Source organism: Methylophaga lonarensis MPL, assembly GCF_000349205.1.
Classification (GTDB): domain Bacteria; phylum Pseudomonadota; class Gammaproteobacteria; order Nitrosococcales; family Methylophagaceae; genus Methylophaga; species Methylophaga lonarensis.
In genome coordinates this window covers 14074-39739 of the sequence record NZ_APHR01000054.1, presented here as the reverse complement: position 1 = coordinate 39739, position 25666 = coordinate 14074, and the positions used below count along the sequence as shown (strand labels likewise).

Below are 25666 nucleotides of genomic sequence, written 5' to 3'. Positions count from 1 at the left end.
ATCCTTAATTTTTCAATCGCTTATGCAGCACTGTTGTTTTGATAGTAAAAGTAATCTTCCAGCAATTTACGTTTACTGCTTTCGCCCCAGTAGTAAATTGTAGGTGCGGCTTTTAGCCAATCCAGTGTTGGCTGAGCCATTTTTAATAGACGCCGAAGTTGAATCAAATCGTTAGGCGTCTCGGAACGCAGCACCATAAATAAGCGCTTTTCACTGATATTGGCTTTTGCCAGTGCCTGTCCAAGGCCATAGCCTTCCGCCTGATGTTTGATAACGGGAAGGCAATACACCAGCCGTTGCATCCGACCATCAGCCTGATGTCCTTTTAACAATTGATAAAACGCAGATACCTCAAGAAGATCAGCAGGTTTGACCGCCCGGCGAAGCTCCGCCTGGGAGCCAGGTTTCAATGCCTGATATTGTTCATAAATCGCCAGAAAGTCCGGCGCTTTTTCATTACTCATGGTTACCTCCGTGTGGTTCCAAGTCTTTTAAGTATTTGTTTAACAGTCGTCGAGAAGAAGCCAGCGCCTTAAGCATTTTGGGCTCTTGTCGGTAGGGGAAGATGGCTTGATCAAAGAGTTGAGTTACTCGTGCTTTTAGGGAAGACGATAGTGAATCTAATGCAGAAGAAGGTTGCGTATAACTGATTTCAGCCAGAGTATCTTGTATAAGTTGCTCGGTACTTTGGTAAAACACCGCCTCGTATTGGTCTGTCAGGTTGACACCAGCACCAGCAAAACTGTCTTTTACGCCTTCGCCGAATAGATACAGCGCTTTTCGCAGTGCCTTTTTATATTCCTGTGCCAGAGTGATTAACTCATCCACTAAACTTGTGTTTTCCTGCCAGTCACTTGCCAGGCTATACATTTCATGGCGGCGCTCCAAAACAGTCGCCTGGTTATTTCGATAACCTCCCACCATCAGGTTCAGGCGTTTGGCACCAAAGGATTTTAATTGCGTAATAACAGGAGCCGGGTGATAACCTTCTTTGCCATTATCTTTATCTACCACCAATTTAGCTAGGTGAACCCAGCTTGGCTGCGAAGTCGTAAAGGATGGAAATTTCTCTTCCTTTTGCCCTGCTTTAATAGTGAAAGTTCTAGCCGAAAGCGGATGAGGCCAAACACCCTCAATGGTGTAACTGAATTTTTCTTTTTTAAACCCGGTATACAGTGGTAGATTTTGGCCACAGCAACTACATACCCCCTCACCCTCAATCGGTGCCAACTCAAAGCGTGCAGGCTGCCAGAATAAGCCTTTTGCTAATCCTATTGTGCTTGCTGATAGCTTGCTGTCTTTACGCAAACCTTCGATATAGTTTGGAAGAGTTATATCGGATGGCTCGTAACATGGCATTTCTCGTTTTAAAGACGCTGCTGTCAGTACGTTATGCCACACTGTCTGACTCAAATTGTCACCACGAATCAACACAGTAATGGGTGTACTGCCACGCATACCAGATTTAAAACCACCGCCCATGCTCGGGCAGTTATAAGCTGTGTTGTAGAGAACAATGGATACACACCCTGCACACAGTCCCTCGATCAATCCCTGAGGGTTAACAAAGGTTTTATTGGTGCCATCTGCCACGCCCGCCATTAGCTTATCCATGGGGGTTAATTCTTTTGCGTTCACACCACGGAACTGCATAAAAGGCGTTTCAGGATGATCAAGATCAAACCAATCCAATTTACCTTCACAACCATCATCATACTCACTTCGAGTCAGCGGCTGCTTGAGACGTTGTACCAATTGCGCTTTATCGGCAGGGGGAAACAATACCTGCGTGATGGCAACCAGAAGTTGCAGGCAAGCAAATTCCATATCATCACGAGGCAGACACAACTCGCCTTGTTTTTCGTTACAGAGCAGTTGTTGCAAGGTGATTTTTTCCATCAACCCCGCTTGCTGAACCGGTATCCAGGCATCTTTTAATAAATTCATTTCATTTCCTTTGGGGCGTTATCCACTCGTTGAAATCCATTCTGACTTGAGTAGCTATACTGCCAAATTCCAAATTCACCACAATAGCCACGATGTTGTTTTTGCATCTCCAGCCAAATCAAACCATTGCTATCCGGCTCTGGCAGTTGACCAGACTTTCTTCCCCAGCTGTGAGGTACAGGAATGGTATTGAGATTGATAGCCTCAAATCGTTCGGCCTCTTCCATCTCATCCACAGCCTGACCATTTAATAAACAACGATTTCCATCGGTACTAACGACATAAGGCACCAAGCTCAGACTCATTTCCCCGTCACGAGTTAACAAACTGACTTTAGCGTCGTCATCATTCAAAGGATTCATACCTGAGTTCATTAAAGCCTTGGCATTGCATTTTGAAGCAAACGCGTTTTCTGAGAATTTTTCATAACTTGCTTTGACAATTTCAGGCTCATCATTCCACTCGTCTTCCTGATACACAGGTTCTATCCAGGCCCGGTAGGCGGTTGGAAATTCGATCTGTCCACCTTGCTGAACCGTTTTTTCCAGCAATTGATGCGTGCGCCATAGTACCCGGCTATTACCATATATAAGCTCATGTAATTGATAATCCAAAGAGTCAGGTACCAATATCGTGCACAGTCGTTGCTCAAAACCAATAGGACGTTTTCTCGAATGACGGTGTAAGCGCCCCATTCTCTGGAATAGCAAATCGACTGGACATAATTGCGTTAACAACCAGTCGAAATCGACATCCAATGATTGCTCGACAACCTGCGTAGCTATTAGCACATGACCCTTATCGCGGGCATTTTCCGGTTTGGGTTTTACACCAAAGGTATCCAGCACTGATTGCTCTTTTTGTTGGCGATCGGTAAAGGTAAATCGCGAATGAAACAAGCTGATTTGGTCTTGATTAATACCAGGGTATTCATCCATTCGCTCAGAGAGTATGCGGTAAATCTTTTGTGCCACATCTACTAGATTACAAACCAGGCATACCTGCGCACCCTTGGACACAGCCTCCATTATTCGCCGCAATAATTCCTCATTTGGTAATAATGATTCGTCCTTAATTAACTCAATACTAACGAACTGCTTTTCTGGTTGGGGTTCAGGCAAATGTTCAAGATCGAAAGTCTTCACTTGATTCTGCTGACAATGGGTGATGAGTGGATAGTGGTTAACAGTCTCATCTAATTGACATTGCCAGGCATCAGCCAGTGCTTGTTTTTGATGGGCAGGTAGAGTGGCCGATAATAATACGGCACTACCTCCTGAAGCTCTTTGTTGTTGCAATACTCCAGTAAGCAAGCCATACATGTAACTGTCATAAGCGTGTACTTCATCCACGATTAAAACACTGCGCCCGATACCGAAACCTCGCACAAATTTATGCTTAACCGGCAGTACTGATACCAACACCTGGTCGACGGTACACACACCAATCTGCCCAAGAAACACGCGCTTTCGGCTTTGCGCCAACCATTCTCCACACTGAACCCAGGCCTCTTCTTTACCTTGCAGGATTTGCCGTTTTCCAATTTGTTTCATGCTTTTAAATAATTCTTGATATCTAGCTTTGCCATGCGCTAACACCAAGTTAGTTTCCTGCCGAAAAATCGTCTCCGCCGCTCTTTCCAATCGTGCGAACATAGCATTAGCCGTCGCCTGAGTAGGTAAGGCGAAAACAATACTATCTGCTAACCCTTGGTTCAGCAGTTTCCAGGCATAAGCCAGAGCGGCCTCTGTTTTACCAGAGCCGGTAGATGCCTCGATTAGCGTCAGGCTTTGCGTTAACGGCAAATCATCAACTAAGCATTGAATTTGTCTTGGCAACTGACCTGCACCTAGTAGTTTTTCTATCGATGGTTTCGGCTGGGTATGAGATAGAACCCCCGCGGCAATTAATGATTTCTCGGCATATTTAAAACGATGCTCATACCAGTCCTTAAGTGTTTTTTGTGGCTTTGGATACTCAGACACATACGGAAAGAAATCCGACGAGCCCAACCAATCACAGACTGAACAAAAGCCTGCCAACATAATTTGGCTTCGCTCATCTAATTCCGGCGGATTGTCCGCTAGACTTAGTCCGGCTGGTTGCAGATATAGTGTTTCAAGTTCTTCCAGCCACGCCAGGCGTGCTGCTTTTAGTAGAGGTTCTGCGTCCTGACATCGAATCGGTAAGCCAGCCTCATCAGGTTGAGACTTCGGTATGTGTCCATGATGACCCGCAACAGCGGCTAACCAACCACACCAATGTGTCCAATCCTCAGAGCCTTTATCCATCCAATCGCTGGTTGAAAAGCGATTCTCATTATCTCGATAAAACCAAGCCAAGCCTTCCGGACCATGAAAATAGGTTTTAATCTCATGCTCTGAGAGAGGCAAGTCAAATACTGCTAAGTCTGGGTTCACCGCATCCCATACCATCGGAGCTTTGCGCTGAAAACGCAGATCCCATTTCCCATAGTCATGCAATGCAACAAAAAATAAGACCCAAGCCTTAATTCGAGTTTCGTCTAGCCCAGAAAGCTGTATAAAAGCATTCTTTATCGCTGAACTTTGAGTCCACCACATATCTGCTACCGCGGCCACATCCAAACAATGGTATGGCAGCAAATGAAAGTCAGGCCCCGACTGTTCAGGATCTTTTCTGGCCTTACCCCAATAACGAAAATAGCTTGGTATTTCGGTCATCTTCGACTCATTCCCCTGTTGTACATACCCATCCTCTCATCCTTAAGTCCCAAAACCTGACACTCAACAATATTTTTTTAATGTTTTTTGCAATTCATTTTTGATTTCTTCACGAAGTGATTCTGGCTTGATGACTTCAATATCGCTGCCGAAGCGCAGGATGTCGCGGATAAGTTCACGGGGGTCGCTGTATGGAACAGATAGCAGATATTCGCCTTGTTCGGTCCAGTTAGCTTGTTGGTCCGGGTGCCAGCTTTCCCGGCTGGTGCGTTTGGAGATGGCTTTGGAAAACTTGAGTTCTGCTATGCCCGTGACATCACCTGCAAAAATCCCGTAACCGGGCATTACGTGGGCATTGAGTTGGTCTGGATCGATATCTTTGGCGATTTCAGATGTTTTTTTGCTTTGGTGGATGGCATCTACAGAGAATGTCCGCAGGGCTTCACGTTTATGGCACCAGGCATCCAGATACCAGTTATCACGGTAGTAAACGAGGCGTTGCGGGCTGATGATGCGTGTTTCGGTGCTGTCGGTTTGCCATTGCCAATAGTCGATTTCCAGTTGTTGCCTTTTCAACAGGGCGTGAGCCACGTTGATAAAGTGTTCTGGTTCGCAGATGCGTTGCCACTGGCTGGCGACTTTGATGCGGCTTTGCCAGTCATGTTGACTGATATGTTGCTTGTCAAGCAGTTGATGCAGACGTTCGGAAACGGGTTGTAGCAGTTGTTTGACGACATCGGGTTGCAGCGTTTCGCTAAGTTGTTCGAGTAATGCGAGGGAGATAATCTCTTTGGCGCTAAACCAGAGGCCCGGCAATTCGTAGCTTTCATCCGATTTCAAATCGTAGATATAACCCTCACCTCGCTGGTTGGTGATGGGTGCTCCCAGATAGTCGGACATATGCTCACGGATACGGTGAAAGGTTGATCTGCTGCACTCAAGTTTGTGCAGGATCTCGTCCAGCGGTATGGGATACCGTCTTCCTTTGAGTAACTTGTGTAGCTCGTAGATATGGGCAAAATCCATCGCCAATGTCCTTAAACCTGAGGGGTCTTTGGGACACTAAATCAATGCTGACCTGTTGTCGAGCTATCAGGTGTTTAACGACTGAATGAATATCGGCGTTGCACAATCAGCATTATCAGCAAAACACAGGCGAATCCAGTGGCGGCAGGAAACAGGGTTGTGGTCACGGAATAATGTTCAAGCGCCAGTACAACCAGCAGATTTCTCAGGGCAAACAAACTGAAAAAGCCGATGTTTTCCTGATATGGCAGGTAGAAGGCTTTTCTAAAGGTCGGGCCAAAGCCCAGCAGGTCAACAAAGGTCAGCAGGATCACCGCCCACAATGGATTGGCCGTGAAATACCACAACGGCAATGACAGTATGGCCATGAGCATGAAGATTTGATCGGTTCGGGTAATGCTGTAATCGGCCCGGTATCGATAGGCCAGCCAGGCCACCAGCAAGGTAATGACACCTGAAACACCAATCGGCCAGGCACCTATGCCAGCCCCATCTTGCAGTTGTGCAAAAAACACAATCAGCGTGGTGCTGCCCCAGATAATCCAGGAAAACACATGCGGCCGGGTATGGCCACTGATGATCGATTTGATATAGGGAATAAAAGCAAAAAAGGTGATGGCGATCGCCAGACCGCTGAGTAAGGTTTTCATTGATAACTTGATGGATGGGACATGGTCAGCTCATGCACAACGCTTATTTATTGAGGCTTAACAAATGTACTTATATATAAGGCCTCAACTTTATCCCGGGCCCATTGTGTCTTGCGCAGGAACTTGAGCGATGACTTGATGGATGGCTCATGACTGAAGCAGTTGATATTGATTTTTTCGTGCAAGCCCTGCCAGCCGTAATGCTCATACAGTCTGGTCAGAATTTTTTCCAGGGTAAGCCCGTGTAATGGGTTATTGGCTTGAGTTTCAGTCATCACGCATCTTGTTCCATGTGGCCTTGGACTTGCTCAACGCAAGGCAAACAGCTCACCATCGTCAGTGTTGAAATACAAGACACCTTCCGCCAGGAACGGCGATGCCACAATCGGCCAGCCAGCATCAAAACTTGAGAGCAAAGCGCCATCTTGCAAACTCAGGTTATGCAATTGTCCGCTCATGGTGCCGGCATAGACCATATCGTCAGCAATCGCGGGCGATGAAAAAATCGCACTGCCCAAATCTCGTTGCCAGATGACTTGTCCGGTCTCCAATTCGATAGCGTGGATTTCGCCACTGGTCGAGGCGATGACCACCTGCTCATCAAATACTGCAGGCGAGGCAAATAGCTGTCCCGTCACTTGAATCTGCCATTGCAGTTCACCTTGTTCAAGGGATAACGCCGTGAGTTTTCCTGCTTCATCGGCGATCAGGATCTGATCATTGTGAATTGCGGGTGCGGCATCAATTGCAGCGCCGGTTTCAAACTTCCAGCGTAATTTGCCTTGAATGCTGTCCAGTGCGTAGAAATAGCCATCATCACTACCGAAATAAATCACACCATCCACAACCGCTGGCGATGAATCCACTGCCGCACCTGTTTCAAAATGCCAGAGTTCACGGCCTGTCGATTCACTCAGTGCATACATATTGCCATCAAGCTACCCACATAGACCGTGCCACCATAAACCAGTGGAGATGAAAATACTTTATCGTTGGTTTTATATCGCCAGCGTTGTGCACCGGTGCTGATATCGAGTGCATAGACAAAACTATCGTCACTGCCTATATAGACACTGGTAGCCGTCACCGCAGGGCTGGCAAATACACCGGCACCGGTTGCAAATTGCCAAAGCAAGTCACCTGAACGGGCATCAATGGCATAGACGTCGCCTTCATAAGCCCCGGCAAAAACAACGCCGGCATTCACAACAGGAGAAGATGCCAGTCCCTGATCGCCTTCAAAACGCCAGACCAGCGCTTGTTTGTCGAGTTGAACCGGGCCATGACTGACAAAATATCCGGTGCGAAACAAATCACCCCGAAACAGTGAGGCTTCGCCGTTGCTTGACGACTGGTGACAACCAGCAAGTCCTGACAACAGCAAAACACACAGCAACCCGAAGACTTTGTGCATATTCATTCCTTAAATGGATGCTCACATAACGAGCAGATCAATGCATGTTTTCTGTGAGACACACGATCATCAGCAGGCAACAGCCACATTCAAGCGGACAATGCTATCACCCCTGCCCCGGTTTCTGCCAAGTACCACAGACGATTCAGTCGTCAGTAGTTGCATTTAACAGCCACTGGCGAACATCGGCATTTTGTCCCGAAAAAATGAACGGCAAAATGACTCGCTGAGATTGATGAATGAAAGGCGAAACGGGATATCCTTCTACGAACAACTCAGCACTGGCTCCACAGATTCGCTTGATGGCTTCGACATAGCTGGGCATATCAGCGACTCGGGCAGCATCTTCACCCAGTCGCCAGTCACGCGTTTGCCATTCCTGAAAACAATCATTTGTCAGTTGCTTGATTACAAAATCATCTTCAACGGCCACGACAACTGTCAGCGGCGACATCAAAACCCAAATCAGTAAATGTTGTATTAATAAGTGCTTTGCTTTCATTAGGCTATTGACACGTCCAGCAGACAAAATATTCCTGTTTGCCAAAACGCGCGATACCAGTGCAGCTGCACCAAGAGAACGTTTGTTTTGGTGCAGGATTCCCCATAAAAATCATTTCAAATCAACGCAAAACACACTAAACCATTGTTTTTGATTGAAAAATAAATATTGGCATCATTCCTGCTAAATCATATCTGTACATTCAGTTGCATGTTGTTCTCTCTCGTCTGCGTGCTGAGCCTTGGGCAAATCTTCGGATTTGCCCTTTTTTGCCTCTGTGAAATAAGCCCCCAACTTGTGTATCTCTGATTTGACGTGCTGATTCAGTGCAAACCACTGTTCAAAGCGCAGCCCTTTGGTGCAGTTGCTTATCTATATAATCACCTACTCTTGGCCATAAACACCCTATATCATTGTTTATAAATGAATAAATAATATTGGCATCAATAGTGCAAGTACCTGTTTGCGATTTAATGTTGCGTGTTGTTCTCTCTCTCGTCTTGATACCAAGACTTTGGGCAAACCTCCGGGTTTGCCCTTTTTTTTTTGCCTCATCCCAGCATCTATGCAGACAACTCACAGTCATTGTCTATGAATTGGATATTCCAGCTGGTCTGTTTGTCCCAGTTTAGATAAAGGCTTGTGCGGTATAGGATTCCTGCCAAATTCCCGTTTTTTTGCGGCACTATTTCCCGAAAGATCGCGTGGTTTTTCAGTGACCGGTACGATAATTGCGTTACCCCCTCGGAGTTTGTTTTCAGGTTTTTATTTTTATGGTCCGCAATGACAGCGCCATCCAACAATTTGTCGTGCAAAACCAATTACCCGCCAGTTATTCAGCGGTCATCGAACAATACTTTGCACCGCTTGCAGAAGCGATAATTTCGCACCATAACAGTGCAAAACGTCCATTTGTGATTGGTATTCATGGTGCACAAGGCTCGGGCAAAACTACGCTGGCGTCTGTGCTGGTGATGTTGTTCAAGTCGTTCTATCAGAAATCAGCGGTCGATATATCACTGGATGATTTTTATTTGACCAAGGCTGCGCGAGAGCGGCTTGCCAGGACTGTGCATCCCCTGCTGATGACTCGGGGTGTGCCTGGGACTCATGATGTCAGACTGGCGGTAGATACCTTGCGAGCTTTGACACAACATCAGGGACTGGTGTCTGTTCCCAGATTTAACAAGGCCACAGATGACCGCTTCTTGCAGGACAAATGGACACAACTGCAAACACCTCTCGACGTGGTGGTGATTGAAGGCTGGTGTCTGGGTGCTTCGGCACAGACTGACACACAGTTGCAATCACCTGTGAATACACTCGAAGCTGATGAAGATGCCGACGCCACTTGGCGTAACTATGTGAATCAGCAACTCAAACTTAACTATCCGGCTTTATTTGACTGCATCGATGTCTGGGTGATGCTGAAAGCGCCTGATTTCTCCTGCGTATTTGACTGGCGTATGGAGCAGGAAGACAAGTTACGCATGGCCCTTGCTGATGAAGTTTCCCGTCATTCAGGCGTAATGAACCCACAGCAAATGCGCCGATTTATTCAACACTATCAACGTATCAGTGAGCATTGTATGAGCAGTTTGCCGCAAAAGATGGATTATCTCATCGAACTTGACCAAGACCGCAACATCATTCAGATGACCGAACAGCCGCGCCAAGGGTTGAAGACCGCGCCGCAGCTGTTGATTTTTACCGATCTGGATGGTTCATTGCTGGATCATCACAATTATCGACACGATGAAGCTGATGAACTGCTGAGCCGGCTGGAAAACCAGGCTGTTCCGGTAATTCCGGTCAGCAGCAAAACACAGGCTGAGATTGAGCTATTGCGTGACAGTTTGAGTAACCAGCATCCCTTTATCGTCGAAAACGGTGCTGCGGTGTTTATTCCCGTTGGTTATTTTGCACAGCCACCCGAGGATGTCACCACCATTGGTGGCTACTGGGTTAAACAATTTGTTGAACCTCGCAGTCACTGGCAACAACTGATCAAATCTATCAGCGATGATTTCGCTACTGACTTCACCACTTTTGCTGAAGCCGGCATCGACGGCATCATTGCCATGACCGGGCTGAATGTTCATGCCGCCGCCAGAGCCGCCCGACGTGGTTATGGCGAGCCTGTGGCCTGGCATGGCAGTCCGGGTCGACAAAAACAATTTATCGAAGCCCTCGAACAGCAAGGTGCACGTGTGTTGCATGGCGGTCGATTCATGCATGTTTCCGGTGATTGTGACAAAGGTAAAGCCCTGCAATGGCTGGTTTCAGAGTTTCGACGCAATGATCCTGAACAACGATTTATCAGTCTGGCTGCCGGTGATAGCCAGAATGACTGCGCCATGCTGGAACAGGCGGATCTGGCATTGCTGATTCGCTCACCGGTGCATGGTCTGCCAGAGCTGCATCGTCAATATGGCGTTTATATTTCAAAGGACACCGGACCCAGAGGCTGGTCACAAGGTGTCCGGGACATTGTTGTGTCCAATGATATTCAAGTAAATCTCAACGAGGAGACTCCCGATGGCTGATTTTTATCAGAACGGCATTATTACGACCCTGCATAACCTGACACACCGGCATCTGGCCGATTTGGAACAGGATCTGACTCAATTCAGCAAACGTCGCCCAATGGGCTTGCTGTTACCCTCGTTATATTCTGAATTACAAGGCGAGGCGCTTCCCAAAATCATTCGTGAACTTAAATCAGTGCCTTATCTGTCTGAGATTGTCATCGGGCTGGATCGGGCTGATGAAACCCAGTATCGACATGCGTTGCAATTTTTCTCCGAACTGCCGCAAAACCACCGGGTGCTCTGGAATGATGGCCCGAGACTGCGCGCTATAGATGAAGAACTACAAGCCCTGAATCTGGCCCCCAAAGAGGCAGGAAAGGGTCGAAATGTCTGGTATTGCATGGGTTACATTCTGGCTTCAGGCAAAGCTGAATCGGTCGCTTTACATGACTGCGACATCACAACCTATACCAGTGAAATGTTGGCACGGCTGATTTATCCGGTCGCTAACCCAACCTTTAATTACGAGTTCTGCAAAGGCTTTTATGCCCGTGTGGCAGGCGGCAAACTCAATGGTCGAGTCAATCGCTTATTGGTGACACCACTGATTCGTGCACTTAAGTCAGTCCTTGGCCACAGCGATTATCTGGACTATATGGATAGTTATCGCTACCCACTGGCTGGCGAGTTTTCATTCCGGCGAGATGTACTCAGTGATATTCGAATTCCCAGTGACTGGGGACTGGAAATTGGCGTGTTGTCGGAAATGCACCGTAATTTTGCCAATAATCGCCTGTGTCAGGTTGATATTGCTGACATTTATGATCATAAGCATCAGGAACTGTCACTGGATGATCAGCAAGCCGGATTGTCCAAAATGTCGATTGATATTTCCAAGGCCTTATTCAGAAAACTGGCCACCAAGGGCACGGTTTTTAACGCCGAATCATTCCGCACCCTCAAAGCCACCTACTATCGCATTGCACTGGATTTTGTCGAAACCTATCGAAATGACGCGATTATGAACGGTCTGCAGTTTGATATTCACCAAGAAGAAGCCTCGGTTGAAATGTTTGCCAAAAACATTATGGATGCGGGGCAGATGTTTCTGGAAAACCCGATGGAAACGCCATTTATCCCCAGCTGGAATCGTGTGCAAAGCGCCTTGCCAGATATTTTTGAACGCCTTTATGAGGCCGTAGAAGCCGATCATCGTGACTTCCAAGCACAGGATGCCCAACATGGCTGAACAGAATCCGGTGCGGCAAGCGGTGCTGCATCATTTGCATAGCATCTACAAAGACAGTCTGGATGACGATGGCTATGCACACTTGCTTGAACAACTGATCGAGCTGATGCGACTGCCCGACGATACCCGGCCGATGACGCCCTATCAGAACAAATGGGATCAGGCCGATATTGCAGTGATTTGCTATGGCAATAACTTGCTGAGCACTGAGCAACTGCCTCTGCAAAATCTCAAACAGTTTCTTGATCAGCATCTACACGAATGCATCAATATCGTGCATATCTTGCCATTCTTCCCCTTCTGTTCCGATGATGGTTTTGCTGTTAAGGATTATTTTCAGGTGAACCCTGAACTGGGCGACTGGACCCACATTCAGGAGATTGCCGGCCAGTATAAAGTGATGGCTGATCTGGTGATCAATCATGGCTCCAGCAGCAGCCAGTGGTTTGCCAACTTTATGGCTGGTGAAGGTGAAGGACACGATTTTTTCTACACCAGCCATGCCAACGCGCCAATCAGTGATGTGGTTCGACCTCGCACATCACCTCTGCTCAGACCCACTGAAACAGCCCATGGACTGCAACATGTCTGGTGTACCTTCAGTCATGAACAGGTAGATTTCGATTTTCGTAACCCGGAGGTTTTAAAAACCTTCGTGCGAATTATTCGCTTCTATCTGGATCAGGGCGTGCGGCTGTTTCGCCTGGATGCCGTGGCTTTTTTGTGGAAACAACCCGGCACCAGCTGTTTGAATTTGCCAGAAACTCATGAGGTGGTTCGGCTGCTGCGATTATTGGTCGAACAGGCGCAATCTGACGCCATCATCATTACCGAAACCAACATCCCCAATCGTGAAAACCTGAGTTATTTTGGTAATGCCAACGAGGCGCACTGGGTGTATAACTTCTCATTGCCGCCGTTATTGCTCAACACCATGATCACCGGCAATTGCGGTTATTTAAGACAGTGGTTAATGAGCATGCCTCCCGCACAAAATGGCACCGCTTACTTTAACTTTATCGCCTCGCATGATGGTATTGGCCTGCGACCGGCTGAAGGCTTGCTGAGTGACTCTGAGATTGCGGCGCTGATCACCACCATGCAGGGGTTCGGCGGCGAAATATCCTGGCGAGCCGCAGAAAATGGCATTAAAAAGCCTTATGAAATCAACATTGCCCTGTTTGATGCTTTGCAAGGCACGATTGCCGGGCCGGATCAATGGCAAATTCCACGCTTTCTCTGCGCACATGCAATCATGATGGCACTGGAAGGCATACCGGCATTTTATATTCATAGCCTGCTGGCAACAGGCAATGACTATGAACGTTTGCAACAGACCGGTCACAGCCGGGCGATTAACCGCCACCAGTGGCAGATGGAAACATTGGAAGCAACGCTGGCAGCGCCGCAGTCAGCAAACTCACAAGTGTTTCGTCAGTTACGCAGCCTGATCGAACTCAGGCAACGCCAACCCGCCTTTCATCCCAATGCCACGCAATTCACATTGCAACTTGGCGAACATTTATTTGGCTTCTGGCGGCAGAGCATGGATCGCCGACAGAGTATTTTCTGCATTTTCAACGTTCACAATCAGCCTCATGCTTTACGAGTGGCTGATCTGAACCTGGTGTTGACCGATAACTGGCACGATCTGGTGTCCGGTGACGTACTTGAACCCATGACCGAAACCATTGAACTCTCACCTTATCAGGTGCTCTGGTTAAGCAATCGCTAGCTGATTTTAACGGGTAGTCATGATAATTTAATGATATTCACATAGGGTCTGCTTATCTTTCAGTGGCTGCAAGCACAGCCGTGAAAAATAAACAGACCAGAATATTTAACGATTGAACACAGATTGAGGATAAAGCACTTATGTCAAGGAACGCCCCGCTTCGCAAATGTCTCTTTCCAGTCGCCGGTTACGGCACTCGCTTTTTGCCAGCCACCAAGGCAATGCCCAAGGAAATGTTGCCCATCGTTAATAAACCATTGATTCAATATGGTGTTGAAGAAGCGCTGGAAGCCGGTTTGACGCAAGTAGGCTTTATTACTGGTCGGGGAAAACGGGCGATTGCCGATCATTTTGACACCAGCTATGAGCTTGAACATCAAATTAAAGGCACCAGCAAGGAAGCACACCTGCAAGATATTCGTAAACTGATGGATAGCTGTGATTTTATGTTTATTCGCCAACGTGAAATGCTGGGTCTCGGCCACGCCATTTTGACCGGCGAACCCATGATTGGCGATGAGCCCTTCGCAGTCATTCTGGCAGATGATCTCTGTGCTGCGCCTGTCGAAGCAAAGTCACGCAGAGCCCTGTCACAGCTGGTCGACTTGTACAACCAACACCACTGTACGATTATCGCTATCGAAGAAGTCCCACCTGAAAATACCAGCAGTTACGGTGTAATTTCCGGTGACGAAATCGAGCCCGGCGTTTATCGCATCACCGACATGGTTGAAAAACCAGCTCCCAAAGATGCCCCTAGCAATCTGGCCGTCATTGGCCGGTATGTGCTGACACCCGACATTTTTGAGTACATTCGCAACACCCCGCCTGGTGCCAATGGTGAAGTACAGATCACCGATGCGCTTAAAGCGATGGCACAGGATAAAAAAGTACTGGCCGTTAAATTCAAAGGCCAGCGCTTTGACTGCGGCAGTATCGGAGGTTTTGTTGACGCTACCAATTATTACTATCAGCGTGATTTTAAATAAATTTTAGCCGTCATCACTATCCAATCATGAGCAGACGCAGCGATACTGAGAATCTGTCACCACACCATGGTGTGGTGACGCAATCAGCGTTTATCGAGTTGCTGGCATCACACTGGCAAAACGCGCAAAAGGCACAGTACTCGCTCAGTCTCTTTGTCATCGACATTGATCATTTCAACAATCTGACCGACAAAGCCAGCATCTCACATCAGGTGTTCGAAACGCTCGGGCAATTGTTTCACAGGAAAACAGATGCTCTGACACGTTTTGGTCGCAACAAAATACTGTTAATGACCACCGAGCTTAGCTTCAAAGAAGCCGGCCTGATGGCACAACGTATTCACCAGGCTATTCAAGCATTAGCGCTGACCTCACCGCAAACCCCGTCAGGGCAAGTCACGGTCAGCATTGGCCACACAACCTATACTCCAGCACAGGAAGATGATTTTGGTGTGCTGGATCAACTGTCCGAAACGCTTAAACATCAACAAGCAGCCAGCGACCAAGGTGGCAATACCAGTCATACACGTCTTTACAGCCAGATCCTCAAATAACTCTGCTTAGAGTTGTGCTTGAACACAAAACCGGTCGCGCAGCGATTGCTGCTAAAGACTCGCGATCACTGGCTTAAACTCGGCCACTTGCTGCTCAAACCAGTCATTACGTTTCAGGATGAAAGCAATGAGTGCGTTGGCGTAGTCTTGTTCGGCCTCGGTCAAGCCATCAAAACTCAACAGACCTGCCAGCTTTTTCACTTTGCCACACATCAAAGCCAGTCGACGTTTGAGCAGATTCCGGTCTATGCCAACCTCATCAGCCATCGTGATCAAATGGTAGGCGGTGATTTTATCTGCATCGAACTCATCACCAATGGCCATTGCCAGATTATCGTCAATATCCGTGGTTTGTCTGGCTTCAAAACACACTGACACCAGATCATATAAAGGCGCCATCTGAAAACCAGTCCTATCAGCCTGAAACTCACATTTTTGCCGTGCGCATCGCTGTTACCGATAATCAAATTAAATAGAATCATGTCGAGCAACTGCATTCTTGCCTTAGCCGGTATCAGGCTCTTATTAATGGCCTCAAACAACAATGGAATGCTTGCACCATCACGAATATGTCTTACATCTCTGCCCACACCATGAATCTGCTCATATTTGTATTGCGGTGGCAGATCCAGCAACTGGCAACCATCAATCACATGAAGCCTGCGCTGCTGACCGGTCAGTGTGCCATCTGCGAGTTCCCGGTCAAATCGTCTGACCATTAATGATCGATGTGCACCGAATTGCAGACACTCGACCTCGGCAACTTCAAGTCCCACGGCCTGAGCAAGACGCATGCAAACAAACTCATTGACTATCAGGTAGCGATGTTGAGGTTTGGCAAACTTCAATAGATGCGTACTTGCCAGGCTGCCATCCGCCAGAAAAAAATTATCTTCCGCTAGCACAATGTTCAATTTCATCTGAACACCGGCCAGGCTCAAACGGTATTTACCATCCCAGACAAGGATTTGTGCTGGATCGCCGCTATCAAGCTTAGCTGCGAGTTCTTCACTGGTGACGCGCCGTAAATGATTTTCACCAACATGCTCCGCGCCATAAGCCATTGCTCCAGGGGCATCCATGCCAATCACTGAGAGTATTGCCATCATGTTGCTTTTGCGGATTTGCATACTACGCAACAGCACGTCCAGCTGATCGCCTTCAGGAAACAAGTTACTCAGAAAATATTCGATAGAAAGTGGTCGGGCACTGCCATCAAGTGGAATATGGGGAGACAGTGCGAAGCCTGTCTGAAGCCAGCGCTCATCGTATTCGACAAAAAACTCATGATCACGCACACCGATGGTGCCGACAGGTTCATCATTGAATGTAATCGGTAATGAAACCATGCTCACAGCCCAGGTAATTCAATTTTGAGTTTGATGCCAAGGCTTTCCATGACTTTGAACATGGTCTCCATTCGCGTCCCCGGTTTTGCTCTTTCCAGATCGTTTAATGTTTGCTTGGAAACACCCGCGAGTGCCGCCGCATCTTCAATGGTTAAGCCCGCGGATGTTCGGACAAAACGTACCGCTGCTCCAAGTAATTTTGGGTCTGTGGCTAAGTCTGTTTCTGGTTTATCTGAGAGCACAATGCGCTTTGCCATACATTTAATCCTTTTAATTTAGGATTATTATAGTCGCAACACATGAATATTTGAATAGTCCTATTTTTCTAGGATATATAATTGAATAATGCTAAAAACGAATATTAATCCTAGAAATATAGGATATTTAAATTGGCCGCTGTTGCACGCAAAAAAGTTCATCCTGTAACTAAACCGTTTTTCGATGTCCGGAAGGCTGCCAGGCAGGGGCAATCACATTGGGCATTTCGGAGCGCTCCAGCAAACTAGCCGGGGCAACGGCAAACTCACCAAAGCGCTGATTAATACTATCGATCGCTTCATTGATTTCATGGCGTGCCCGCTGTTCGTCAAAATTCATAAACAAATCATATTGCTGACCCTGTCTGGGTGATAGGGCAGTGACTTGCACCTGCCATACGCCCTGACCTTGCCAACACTGATGGATAAACTGCCGACACATTTTGTAGATTAGTCGACCGTCATCAGTATAAAACCCACTGCTCAGCGTCTGTTTTAACCAGCCATTGCTGGTTTTGATGCCGATAAAAAACCATTCTGCCTGCATCTGGTGTTGACGCAATCGCCCCGCCACTTTCTCTGACATATGTTGCAAATAAACCAGAATCAATCGTTTGTCTTTGGTCTCCGGCGGCATCACCTTGCCATGACCGATAGATTTTGGTGCACGATTTTGTGGCTGTACCTTGTCCGGGTCCAGTCCCTGTGCCATCAGCCAGATTCGGCGTCCCGGATTACCGTAACGTTGAGCCAGAATCGAAATAGGGATCTTGTGCATATCACCACACAGCACAACACCGTATCGACGCAAAAAACTGGCAATGCCTTTATTGATACCGCTGAGTTCAGTGACTGGATACGGCGCCAGTACTCGCGCGGCATCTTCAGGGTGAATGATTGTCAAACCATCTGGTTTTCGCCGTTTAGCCGCAAACTTGGCCGTTGTTTTATCACCACTGATTCCGACCGAACACAACAAACCGCCCGAGGCCTGTTTGACCAGCTGTTTGATACGCTGGCCTATATCTCTGGGGCCTTGGTATAACTGCTGACACCGCGTTAAATCCAGAAAGGCTTCATCGACACTGAACACTTCCAGATCCGGCGTGATCTGTTGCAAGGCATGCATGATAGCCGTGGATGTTGCCGCATAGACCTGCGGTCTGGAAGGCGCTTGAATCAAGCCAGGACAATATTGCCTGGCTTCACGCAAACGCATACCAGTATGAACACCAAAGGCACGTGCTTCGTATGAGCAGGTAATGATCGTGCTACCAAGACGGCCATTGGTCACAGCCACAGCCTGACCACGCCACGCATGATGATCTCGTTGCTCAATCGCGGCAAAAAAGCAGTTCATATCGACCAAAGCAATCATCTTTGGCCAGATACTGACATTCATGCCCGTCACTCAAGGTAAGTACGCAATTGCCCAACCACGACGCCCTGAATACTGACACGTTGGGCAGGCAAGGTCACAGGTTCGTAATTCACATTGGCCGGCATCAGGGTAATCGTGCCATCATCATTGAGCAGCATGGTTTTTAATGTGGCATCGTAGCCATCCACCAATGCCACCACGATATCACCATGTTTGGCATGACGTTGTGACTGCACCACCACATAATCGCCGGACATAATGGCTTTATCGATCATTGAGTCACCGTTGACCTTGAGCACAAAGCGCCCAGATCCACTGAACATTTGTGACAGATCAATTTCAGACTCGTCGGCAACAGCTTCTATCAAGCGTCCCGCAGCAATCCGGCCCATCACCGGTAACACAACTGGCGCAACATCATCATAATCGGTCAACGACTCTGCCAGCTTGATGCCGCGAGTGCGTCCCACCAGTCGTTGCAGATGCCCCGCATCCACTAAGGCCTGTATATAACGATGAGTCGTACCTGGAGACTGAATTCCCAGCCCTTCGGCAATTTCAGTCAGTAATGGTGAACGTCCATGTTCTCGTACATATCGTCGAATAAAGTCCAGCGTATCCTGTTGACGTTCTGTCAGCATCGCAACACTCCTCAATTAATACGAGAAAAAACCGAGAAGAGAAAATATAGAGAAAATAATGACGCCTGGCAAGCACAAATCTACATCGGCTTTGTTTCGCAGATGACCGACTGGCAGGAATCTTCCGTGGACGTGAATATTGCGCGTCCAAGCCCAGATTGCCGACCATTCATAGGAACTTTTTGCGCACAAATTAGCCAGATAATGGACAACCTGAAAACAGGAAATCTGGCCGGAATGGCTCAATCCTGTTATTATTTTCGGTGAAACCTATAACAATTGTTTTAATTTGCGAGAGACTGAGTTATGTGGAAAAAACTGGATAAATTGTTGGTCGAAAAATTTCCTTACGTGATTTTTGCCTTCACCTTTTTTTGGTTAGGCATTGTACTGTTTGGCTTGATTGCTTCACGCTAAAGTATCAGCAGAACAGACCATAAAAAAACCGGTCCTTGACCGGTTTTTTTATGGTCTCGAGTTTGATCCAGATCAATGCCAATCCTGTTGAGCAGGCGGAGAATAGTTTCCGTAAGCATTTTGAATGTAGCTCGAACAGGAGGCCAAAATGAAAAAACTGGAACAATTTATCAGTGACCGCTTTACTGAAATTACTGTTGTAATGTCAATCGCCTGGATTGCCTTGATCGCCTTTGGCTTTATCATGTCGTAATTCAATTTCTGCCCGGCCTGTCACCTGCCCATTGATTAACACCTCCAACAGGTGCGGGCCGGGATAGTATTTACGGGTCGATAATGTTTTGAAGGCGTGTGTTTTGCTTATCTGCAAACATTGCTCTGCCGCCAGCGTCAGTATTTTCCATTTAAAAACCTTGCGGCTATGACTGCCATTGGCCTTGACGTGCCACACGGCATAATCAATGACCAGATCCTGTGCTGACGTTGCTTCTGACTGTAAGCTTAGTGTGATTTCAAAGCTGTCGCCCAAAGACACCTCCGCCTTATTCAGCTGCAACTGACTTTGCAAGGCAATTGTTGGCGAGTAATCCAGCAACTCAAAGACTTCCGGAACACCTTGCTTGATGAGACTACGCAGTCCATGACGTATGATCCAGCGCCGTTGTTTACTGGCCTTTGGCAACCACTGACGTACCAGCGCTAATACCCTGTCCGGATTATCTTTACTGATATCGTTCAGATTATTGGCAACAGACTTTTGCACATAGACTGAAACATCATCCTTGAGCAATTCAAGCACCTTCAAAACCGGCTCAGGGTCGCGTTGAAAACGTTTCAAGTGTCCACCCCACGGTAGCCGGGGTCGAATGCATTCAGAAGCCAGGCGGCGCACATGAGGATGAGGGTGCTCGGTCCAGCGGATAATCCTGGGATACACCACCTCAAACTGCCGATCTAAATAGGGTCGCATGGCAAATTCGGCAGTAAACAAGGGCGTTAATCTTTCCAGCACGTCCAGTGCTCGTAATGGACTGGACCAGCCCGCATGCCCTGCATAATCAATCAGCGGCCATGCCGAAAAACTGTGCCAGCTTGATTTGTCATCCTCATCCACAGGCCAAACATCGGCAAGTCGTATCAGAATATCAGCACTCTCGGAAAAGTCCGTCGGCAAATGTTTGTGCAATTGTTCGGCAATATGAGTAACGCGCTGTTTCAGCTCCATCGCCTCAAGCCCCTGACAGGCACCGCGAGTAAAACCTTCTTTATCAAATTCGGGCCATGCGGCTACAAGGCTGTCGGCAAGATAACTAATCGCGTCAGCATTCAAATATTGTTTCATTAACAATCACCTGTTTTGCCATTTCAGCCATAAAAAAAGCCGCAGTATACACTGCGGCTTTTTTGTCGGACTTGATGCCAAATTAGGCAATTGCGTTCATTTTGGCGCGTCTTCTGAAAGCCATGAAGCCCATCAGACCAGAACCAAACAGCCAAACAGCGGCTGGCAGCGGTACTTCAGAAGGAATTGAAGTGAACTGTCCCAACAATGTGACTGTTTTATCTTCCAGCTCTTTAGCAAAGACGGTGTCTAACACTTGGCCATCATAGCTAAAGCCGAGCAGTTCAAAGTAGTAATGATTACCGGCAAAGCTGTAAAAGTACTCTGGTGCTGTCGTCAGAATGGTCACAGTTTCACCATCTGAGTTGAATGTGTTTTCCAAAGAGAAATTGTAGCTAAATGTTTCCTGAAAAATGTTTGGTGCTGCGAAATCAAACGTCAGGATAAAATCAGCGGCAGACACTCCGGTGCCGTCATAGATAGTACCGTTGTAGAAGTACATGCTTCCAACCTGGAACTGTTGATCAACATCAGTGGCAAAGCCTTGTCCGTTAAAGCTCAATTGACTTGGGTCAGAAGTTGACCCGAAGCAAAAACCCGGAAATAGACAACTACCCAGAAAAACACCTTCGCCCCACTGCAAGGCATTGGTATCAACACCCGTGACTTGCATATTTGCAGCACCTGCTGGATTGGTAAAGATTCCCGAGGTTGAACCTTCGAAGAAGGCTGCATTGGCCGTCAGACTCGTGACAAGCAATGACGCAAACATAAAAACTTTTTTCATAAAACATCCTTTTTGGCACTACAATCCCGACCTCTCTACCAAAGAGGTGTGGCTTTCCATCGCTTGACTCACATCAAGGTTGGCACAATCTAACTATCGAGTTTTACTGATCGTCTGCTGCTTCAATCAGTTATCAGCATATTTATATACAAGTCCAAGTGACACAATTGTACTTTGGTGCAGGACATTAAAGTTTTTTATAAATCAAAGATCGTGATTGCTAAATATAAAAAAACCGCAGTATTGCTACTGCGGTTTTTCAGGTGCATTAAGCTGGTGCGATTAAGCAGCAGCGTTAGCTTTTGCGCGTCTTCTGAAAGCCATGAAGCCCATCAGACCAGAGCCAAACAACCAAACAGCGGCTGGCAGCGGTACTTCAGAGGGAATTGAAGTAAATTTACCCAGCAACTGAACGGTTTTGCCTTTCAGTTCTTTAGCAAAAATTTCGTCGAATACTTTGCCGCCATAACTAAAGCCCAGCAGCTCAAAGTAATAATCATTACCTTCAAAGCTGTAGAAATATTCAGGCGCTGCAGCCGCCAGTGTTACCGTATCGCCTTGTGGGTTGACGGTGTTGTCCAACGCAAAATTGTAGGTGAATGTTTCATCAAAGCTGTTAGGTGCTGTGAAATCAAATGTCAGTGAAAAATCTACGCTAGTGGCTTCTGTACCTGCATAGATAGTACCGTTATAGAAATACAGATTACCGACCACAAAAGCACTGTCTACATCGGTATTAAAAGACTGACCGTTAAAAGTCAGGCTGCTGGGATCTGAGTAATGGTGCTGTTTATATGGAAGACAGAAAAAGCAGTTTTTCGCCCAGCTGTAACCAAGATAAGCGCCCTCGCCCCAGCTGAAAGAATTAGTACCTACGCCTGTCACCTGCATATTGGCAGCGCCGACCGGGTTTTCAAATGTTCCAGAACTTGAACCTTGGAAGAATGCAGCATTGGCAGAAATAGATGCCGTCATTAACGATACAAACAACAACAAGTTTTTCATGATATGTCCTTATTAATAAATCTCGGCACCACTTTTGGTTATCCCGCCAGCGTTCCGTGGTTAACTTCATCAAGCCGGTAAAAATGAAACAGTAGACCTGACCTGTTGATGCTAATAATACGGAGACTTGATAAAGCAAACTACTGTACTTTGGTACACAATATTAAAAATTTTTATAAACTGCTGCCCAGAAATGCTAAGCATAAAAAAACCGCAGTATTGCTACTGCGGTTTTTCAGGTGCATTAAGCTGGTGCGATTAAGCAGCAGCGTTAGCTTTTGCGCGTCTCCTGAAAGCCATAAAGCCCATCAGACCAGAACCAAACAACCAAACAGCGGCTGGCAGTGGTACTTCAGACGGAATTGAAGTGAACTGACCCAACAGTTTAACTGTTTTGCCTTTCAACTCTTTAGCAAAGATGGTGTCGAATACTTGGCCACCATAGCTGAAGCCCAGCAGTTCGAAGTAATAGTCATTGCCTTCGAAAGTGTAAAAGTACTCTGGCGCCGCAGTCAGAACGGTTACCGTATCACCTTGTGGGTTGACAGTATTATCCAGGGCGAAGTTATAGCTGAAAGTTTCTTGAAAAGCATTTGGCGCTACAAAATCGAACGTCAGGTTAAAGTCAACAGATGAAGCTTCGGTACCGGCATAGATGGTACCGTTGTAAAAGTACATGCTACCAACTTGGAACTGTTGATCAACATCTGTGGCAAAGCCTTGACCGTTAAAGCTCAACAGGCTCGGATTAGAAGTTGGCCCCCAGCAAAAACCCAAGAAGCAACTACCCAGAAAAGCACCTTCACCCCACTGCAGGGTATTAGTACCTTCACCAGTGACTTGCATGTTTGCAGCACCTGCTGGGTTAGTAAATGTTCCGGAAGTGGAACCTTCAAAGAAAGCAGCGTTGGCAGTCAGACTTGTAGCAAGCAATGACGCAAACAAAAGAATTTTTTTCATGAAAACATCCTTTTCGAAACTGCAACCCGGCCGTCTCTCCCAGAGACCCGTGGCTTTCCGTCGCTTGACTCGCATCAAGGTTGGCACATTATCAATTATTGTAATGAAACTGATCTGCCTGCAGCTTCAATCAGTTATAAACCAGTCTATACACAACTAAAAGTGGCGCAATTGTACTTTGGTACATGAATTCAAATTTTATTGAAAACCGCGATGGATTCTACGTGTGCCGTGTGTGGAAACATATCCATCACGCCGGCAGCATCAAGCTGATAGCCATGTTTATTGACCAGTTCACCGGCATCTCGCGCCAGCGTTGCAGGGTTGCAAGAGACGTACAACAATCGCTCTGCACCCAGATCGGCAAGTTGCTCAAGCACTTCAAAGGCTCCACTGCGGGGCGGATCCAGCAAAATTTTATTAAAACCTGCTTTTGCCCAGGGATAATCTTTGAGGGCCGTTTTTGTCAGATCCGCCTGCTCAAACTCGGCATTCTCCAGTTGATTGAGCATGGCATTACGTCGTGCATGACTCACCAGTGAGGCATCACCCTCCACTCCGATGACCGAAGCGACTCTGCTAGCCAGCGGCAAAGTAAAATTACCCAGACCACAGAACAGGTCGAGTACACGATCTTCAGCTTGAACATCAAGCAATTGCATCGCCAGCTGGATCATCTTTTCATTGATACCTGAGTTCACCTGGGTGAAATCGCCCGGCGCAAAGTCCAGCGTTAAATGCGGTTCGGGACGATAACGCAATTGTGGCGATTCAGGCCACAAAGCGCTGACGGTGTCTGGCCCACCTGGCTGCAGATAAATCCACAAATCATGCTGTTGTCCATAGCTGATAAGTGCCTGCTGATCGGCTTCGGATAAAGGATCAAGGTTGCGAAATACCAGAGCGACATGCTCGGCATCCATTGCCACTTCGATTTGTGCGATTCGTTGAAAGGCTTCCAAAGATTCAATTAAACGACCCAGCTCATCCAAACGTTTGCCTACACGTGGGTCAAGCACTTCACACTGATTAAGTTCGGCAAGGTATGGAGAAGCTTTTTCACGAAAGCCAACCAGTACCTTGCCCTTTTTAGTGACATATTTGACACCCAGTCGGGCTTTACGACGATATCCCCATAATGGTCCGGTCAACGGCGGCAGCCACTTTTTCGGCGATAGCTGACCAAAGTGCTGGAAATGCTCAGCCAATGTGGCTTGCTTATGGCGTAACTGTGCACCTGGGTCCATATGCATCAAACTGCAACCGCCGCATATGCCATAGTGCTGACATCTTGCTTCGACTCTGTCTTGCGAAGCCGTCAGTACCTGGATGGTGCGTCCTTCATCGTAGTTCTTGTGCTTTCGAGTGTAGACAAACTCAATCTGTTCTCCGGGCAATGCCCCATCAACAAATACGGTCTTGCCTTCAATACGCGCTATTCCCCGCCCATCATGCGATAGTGATTCAATGAGGCTGTTCACCGGGGTGGTAGGAAGTTGTGCGCTTCGTCTGCGTCTTGCCATGTGTTTCTCTAGATTGTGTTTGTCTGCAATAAAAAAGTCCGGCCATGTTTCAGCATGGCCGGACTCCAGGGCCTGTTGACCTTTCGATGATGATTGTTATTTTTGTTGCCAGTTGCCACCTTGCTGATACCACCAGCCAGAAGCTGCATTGCTAATCCAGCGGCGGGCAAAAGTCTCCTGAATATCTGACTGCCACTCGGGTCGGCCATTGGCACGGGCAATTTCAGCATACAGTGCATTACGGTCTTTGTTTTCATCAGCGACCAGGGAGTTGACAGCATTTCTCTGCGCCAGTGGAATGCTGCCAGCATCGCGGACTGTCACCAAGCCGTTGGCGGTGAGGCCCACTGCACCACTATCATAATGAGGACGCAGTTGATCATGACGGCTGCGCATTCTGCTTTGAATGGCACTGATGGCAGGTGAATTCACGTTCAAATCAGCCTGAGCCTCGGCAGGTGAAACTACCCACTCAAGCATTCTGACGAATACCGGTCTGTCGGTTTCTATCATTGATTGCGGTTCTGATGACGCAGGCTGCTCAGAACGCTTGCCATCCGGTCCCCAGACATCTTCAATGATACGGTCCGCGGCTTGCTCAGCCGCCGCTGCAGGAAAATAAATATTAATTGTCACGCATGACATCAAAAACAACGCCATTGCCGCTACCGAAATTTGTTTATATCCATGCATCATTTTGTTTAC

General features: G+C 47.3%; 25 protein-coding genes and 1 riboswitch. Of the genes, 5 read left to right on the top strand and 20 right to left on the bottom strand.

Translation table 11 applies throughout. The features are described 5' to 3' along the window. Window positions 1-20 precede the first annotated feature (20 nt). The 9 genes from casB to MPL1_RS13300 form a co-directional block, all read right to left on the bottom strand. Window positions 21-464, bottom strand: a complete 444-nt coding sequence (gene casB / locus MPL1_RS09800; RefSeq protein ID WP_009726976.1) for a type I-E CRISPR-associated protein Cse2/CasB — start codon at window positions 462-464, stop codon at window positions 21-23. After that, complete coding sequence (gene casA, locus MPL1_RS09795) at window positions 457-1947, bottom strand: type I-E CRISPR-associated protein Cse1/CasA (RefSeq protein WP_009726975.1); 1491 nt, start codon at window positions 1945-1947, stop codon at window positions 457-459. Before casA ends, casB begins: the two co-directional genes overlap by 8 nt. Further along, window positions 1944-4649 carry a CRISPR-associated helicase/endonuclease Cas3 gene (cas3, locus tag MPL1_RS09790; RefSeq protein ID WP_009726974.1) on the bottom strand — a complete coding sequence of 902 codons (2706 nt, stop codon included), beginning with the start codon at window positions 4647-4649 and terminating at the stop codon, window positions 1944-1946. The genes casA and cas3 overlap by 4 nt, the downstream gene beginning before the upstream one ends. Window positions 4650-4712: 63 nt before the next feature. Continuing rightward, entirely contained in the window at window positions 4713-5675 is a 963-nt protein-coding gene (locus MPL1_RS09785; protein WP_009726973.1) for a helix-turn-helix transcriptional regulator, read from the bottom strand. 74 nt (window positions 5676-5749) lie between these two features. Further along, window positions 5750-6325 carry a hypothetical protein gene (locus tag MPL1_RS09780; protein ID WP_009726972.1) on the bottom strand — a complete coding sequence of 192 codons (576 nt, stop codon included), beginning with the start codon at window positions 6323-6325 and terminating at the stop codon, window positions 5750-5752. 47 nt (window positions 6326-6372) lie between these two features. Continuing rightward, window positions 6373-6600 (bottom strand): VF530 family protein, encoded by a 228-nt coding sequence (locus MPL1_RS09775; RefSeq protein WP_009726971.1) that lies wholly within the window; start codon window positions 6598-6600, stop codon window positions 6373-6375. A 33-nt stretch (window positions 6601-6633) separates the two neighbouring features. Beyond that, window positions 6634-7251: a beta-alanine-activating enzyme beta-propeller domain-containing protein gene (locus tag MPL1_RS09770; protein WP_009726970.1), complete on the bottom strand. Its 618-nt coding sequence runs from the start codon at window positions 7249-7251 to the stop codon at window positions 6634-6636. Continuing rightward, the gene (locus MPL1_RS09765; protein ID WP_009726969.1) at window positions 7239-7739 is read right to left on the bottom strand and encodes an outer membrane protein assembly factor BamB family protein; all 501 of its coding nucleotides are present in this window, start codon (window positions 7737-7739) and stop codon (window positions 7239-7241) included. Before MPL1_RS09765 ends, MPL1_RS09770 begins: the two co-directional genes overlap by 13 nt. A gap of 145 nt (window positions 7740-7884) precedes the next feature. Next, a complete protein-coding gene (locus MPL1_RS13300; RefSeq protein ID WP_152417642.1) occupies window positions 7885-8193 on the bottom strand; it encodes a hypothetical protein in 309 nt (102 codons plus the stop codon). Window positions 8194-9014: 821 nt separating this feature from the next. Here MPL1_RS13300 and MPL1_RS09755 point away from each other — a divergent pair. The 5 genes from MPL1_RS09755 (at window position 9015) to MPL1_RS09735 (ending at window position 15299) form a co-directional block, all read left to right on the top strand. Next, a complete protein-coding gene (locus MPL1_RS09755; protein ID WP_009726967.1) occupies window positions 9015-10787 on the top strand; it encodes an HAD-IIB family hydrolase in 1773 nt (590 codons plus the stop codon). Continuing rightward, a complete protein-coding gene (locus tag MPL1_RS09750) occupies window positions 10780-12021 on the top strand; it encodes a glycosyltransferase family protein (protein ID WP_009726966.1) in 1242 nt (413 codons plus the stop codon). Before MPL1_RS09755 ends, MPL1_RS09750 begins: the two co-directional genes overlap by 8 nt. Next, a complete protein-coding gene (locus MPL1_RS09745; protein ID WP_009726965.1) occupies window positions 12014-13756 on the top strand; it encodes a sugar phosphorylase in 1743 nt (580 codons plus the stop codon). Before MPL1_RS09750 ends, MPL1_RS09745 begins: the two co-directional genes overlap by 8 nt. 140 nt (window positions 13757-13896) lie before the next feature. Next, a complete protein-coding gene (gene galU, locus MPL1_RS09740; RefSeq protein ID WP_009726964.1) occupies window positions 13897-14745 on the top strand; it encodes a UTP--glucose-1-phosphate uridylyltransferase GalU in 849 nt (282 codons plus the stop codon). Between the two features lie 26 nt (window positions 14746-14771). Beyond that, entirely contained in the window at window positions 14772-15299 is a 528-nt protein-coding gene (locus MPL1_RS09735; RefSeq protein WP_009726963.1) for a diguanylate cyclase, read from the top strand. 51 nt (window positions 15300-15350) lie between these two features. On the opposite strand, the gene MPL1_RS13295 is transcribed toward MPL1_RS09735, so the two are convergent. The 11 genes from MPL1_RS13295 to MPL1_RS09685 all read right to left on the bottom strand — a co-directional run bounded on the left by MPL1_RS13295 (window position 15351) and on the right by MPL1_RS09685 (window position 25657). After that, window positions 15351-15566 carry a hypothetical protein gene (locus MPL1_RS13295; protein ID WP_161604020.1) on the bottom strand — a complete coding sequence of 72 codons (216 nt, stop codon included), beginning with the start codon at window positions 15564-15566 and terminating at the stop codon, window positions 15351-15353. 5 nt (window positions 15567-15571) lie between these two features. Further along, complete coding sequence (locus MPL1_RS09730) at window positions 15572-16648, bottom strand: HipA domain-containing protein (protein ID WP_009726961.1); 1077 nt, start codon at window positions 16646-16648, stop codon at window positions 15572-15574. Between the two features lie 2 nt (window positions 16649-16650). After that, window positions 16651-16905 (bottom strand): helix-turn-helix transcriptional regulator, encoded by a 255-nt coding sequence (locus MPL1_RS09725; RefSeq protein ID WP_009726960.1) that lies wholly within the window; start codon window positions 16903-16905, stop codon window positions 16651-16653. Between the two features lie 169 nt (window positions 16906-17074). Then, a complete protein-coding gene (locus tag MPL1_RS09720; RefSeq protein WP_009726959.1) occupies window positions 17075-18307 on the bottom strand; it encodes a DNA polymerase Y family protein in 1233 nt (410 codons plus the stop codon). A gap of 5 nt (window positions 18308-18312) precedes the next feature. Further along, window positions 18313-18927, bottom strand: coding sequence for a transcriptional repressor LexA (gene lexA, locus MPL1_RS09715; RefSeq protein ID WP_009726958.1), 615 nt, complete (start codon window positions 18925-18927; stop codon window positions 18313-18315). Between the two features lie 622 nt (window positions 18928-19549). After that, a complete protein-coding gene (locus MPL1_RS09710) occupies window positions 19550-20686 on the bottom strand; it encodes a DNA alkylation repair protein (RefSeq protein ID WP_009726957.1) in 1137 nt (378 codons plus the stop codon). Between the two features lie 82 nt (window positions 20687-20768). Next, window positions 20769-21473, bottom strand: coding sequence for a choice-of-anchor K domain-containing protein (locus MPL1_RS09705; RefSeq protein WP_009726956.1), 705 nt, complete (start codon window positions 21471-21473; stop codon window positions 20769-20771). A 282-nt stretch (window positions 21474-21755) separates the two neighbouring features. Continuing rightward, the gene (locus MPL1_RS09700; protein WP_009726955.1) at window positions 21756-22478 is read right to left on the bottom strand and encodes a choice-of-anchor K domain-containing protein; all 723 of its coding nucleotides are present in this window, start codon (window positions 22476-22478) and stop codon (window positions 21756-21758) included. Window positions 22479-22736: 258 nt separating this feature from the next. Continuing rightward, window positions 22737-23438, bottom strand: coding sequence for a choice-of-anchor K domain-containing protein (locus MPL1_RS09695; protein WP_009726954.1), 702 nt, complete (start codon window positions 23436-23438; stop codon window positions 22737-22739). Window positions 23439-23455: 17 nt separating this feature from the next. Further along, a riboswitch (cyclic di-GMP riboswitch) is annotated at window positions 23456-23533 on the bottom strand. Window positions 23534-23629: 96 nt separating this feature from the next. Beyond that, window positions 23630-24961 (bottom strand): 23S rRNA (uracil(1939)-C(5))-methyltransferase RlmD, encoded by a 1332-nt coding sequence (rlmD, locus tag MPL1_RS09690; RefSeq protein ID WP_009726953.1) that lies wholly within the window; start codon window positions 24959-24961, stop codon window positions 23630-23632. Between the two features lie 96 nt (window positions 24962-25057). Continuing rightward, a complete protein-coding gene (locus tag MPL1_RS09685) occupies window positions 25058-25657 on the bottom strand; it encodes a YdbL family protein (RefSeq protein ID WP_009726952.1) in 600 nt (199 codons plus the stop codon). Between the last annotated feature and the right edge of the window lie 9 nt (window positions 25658-25666).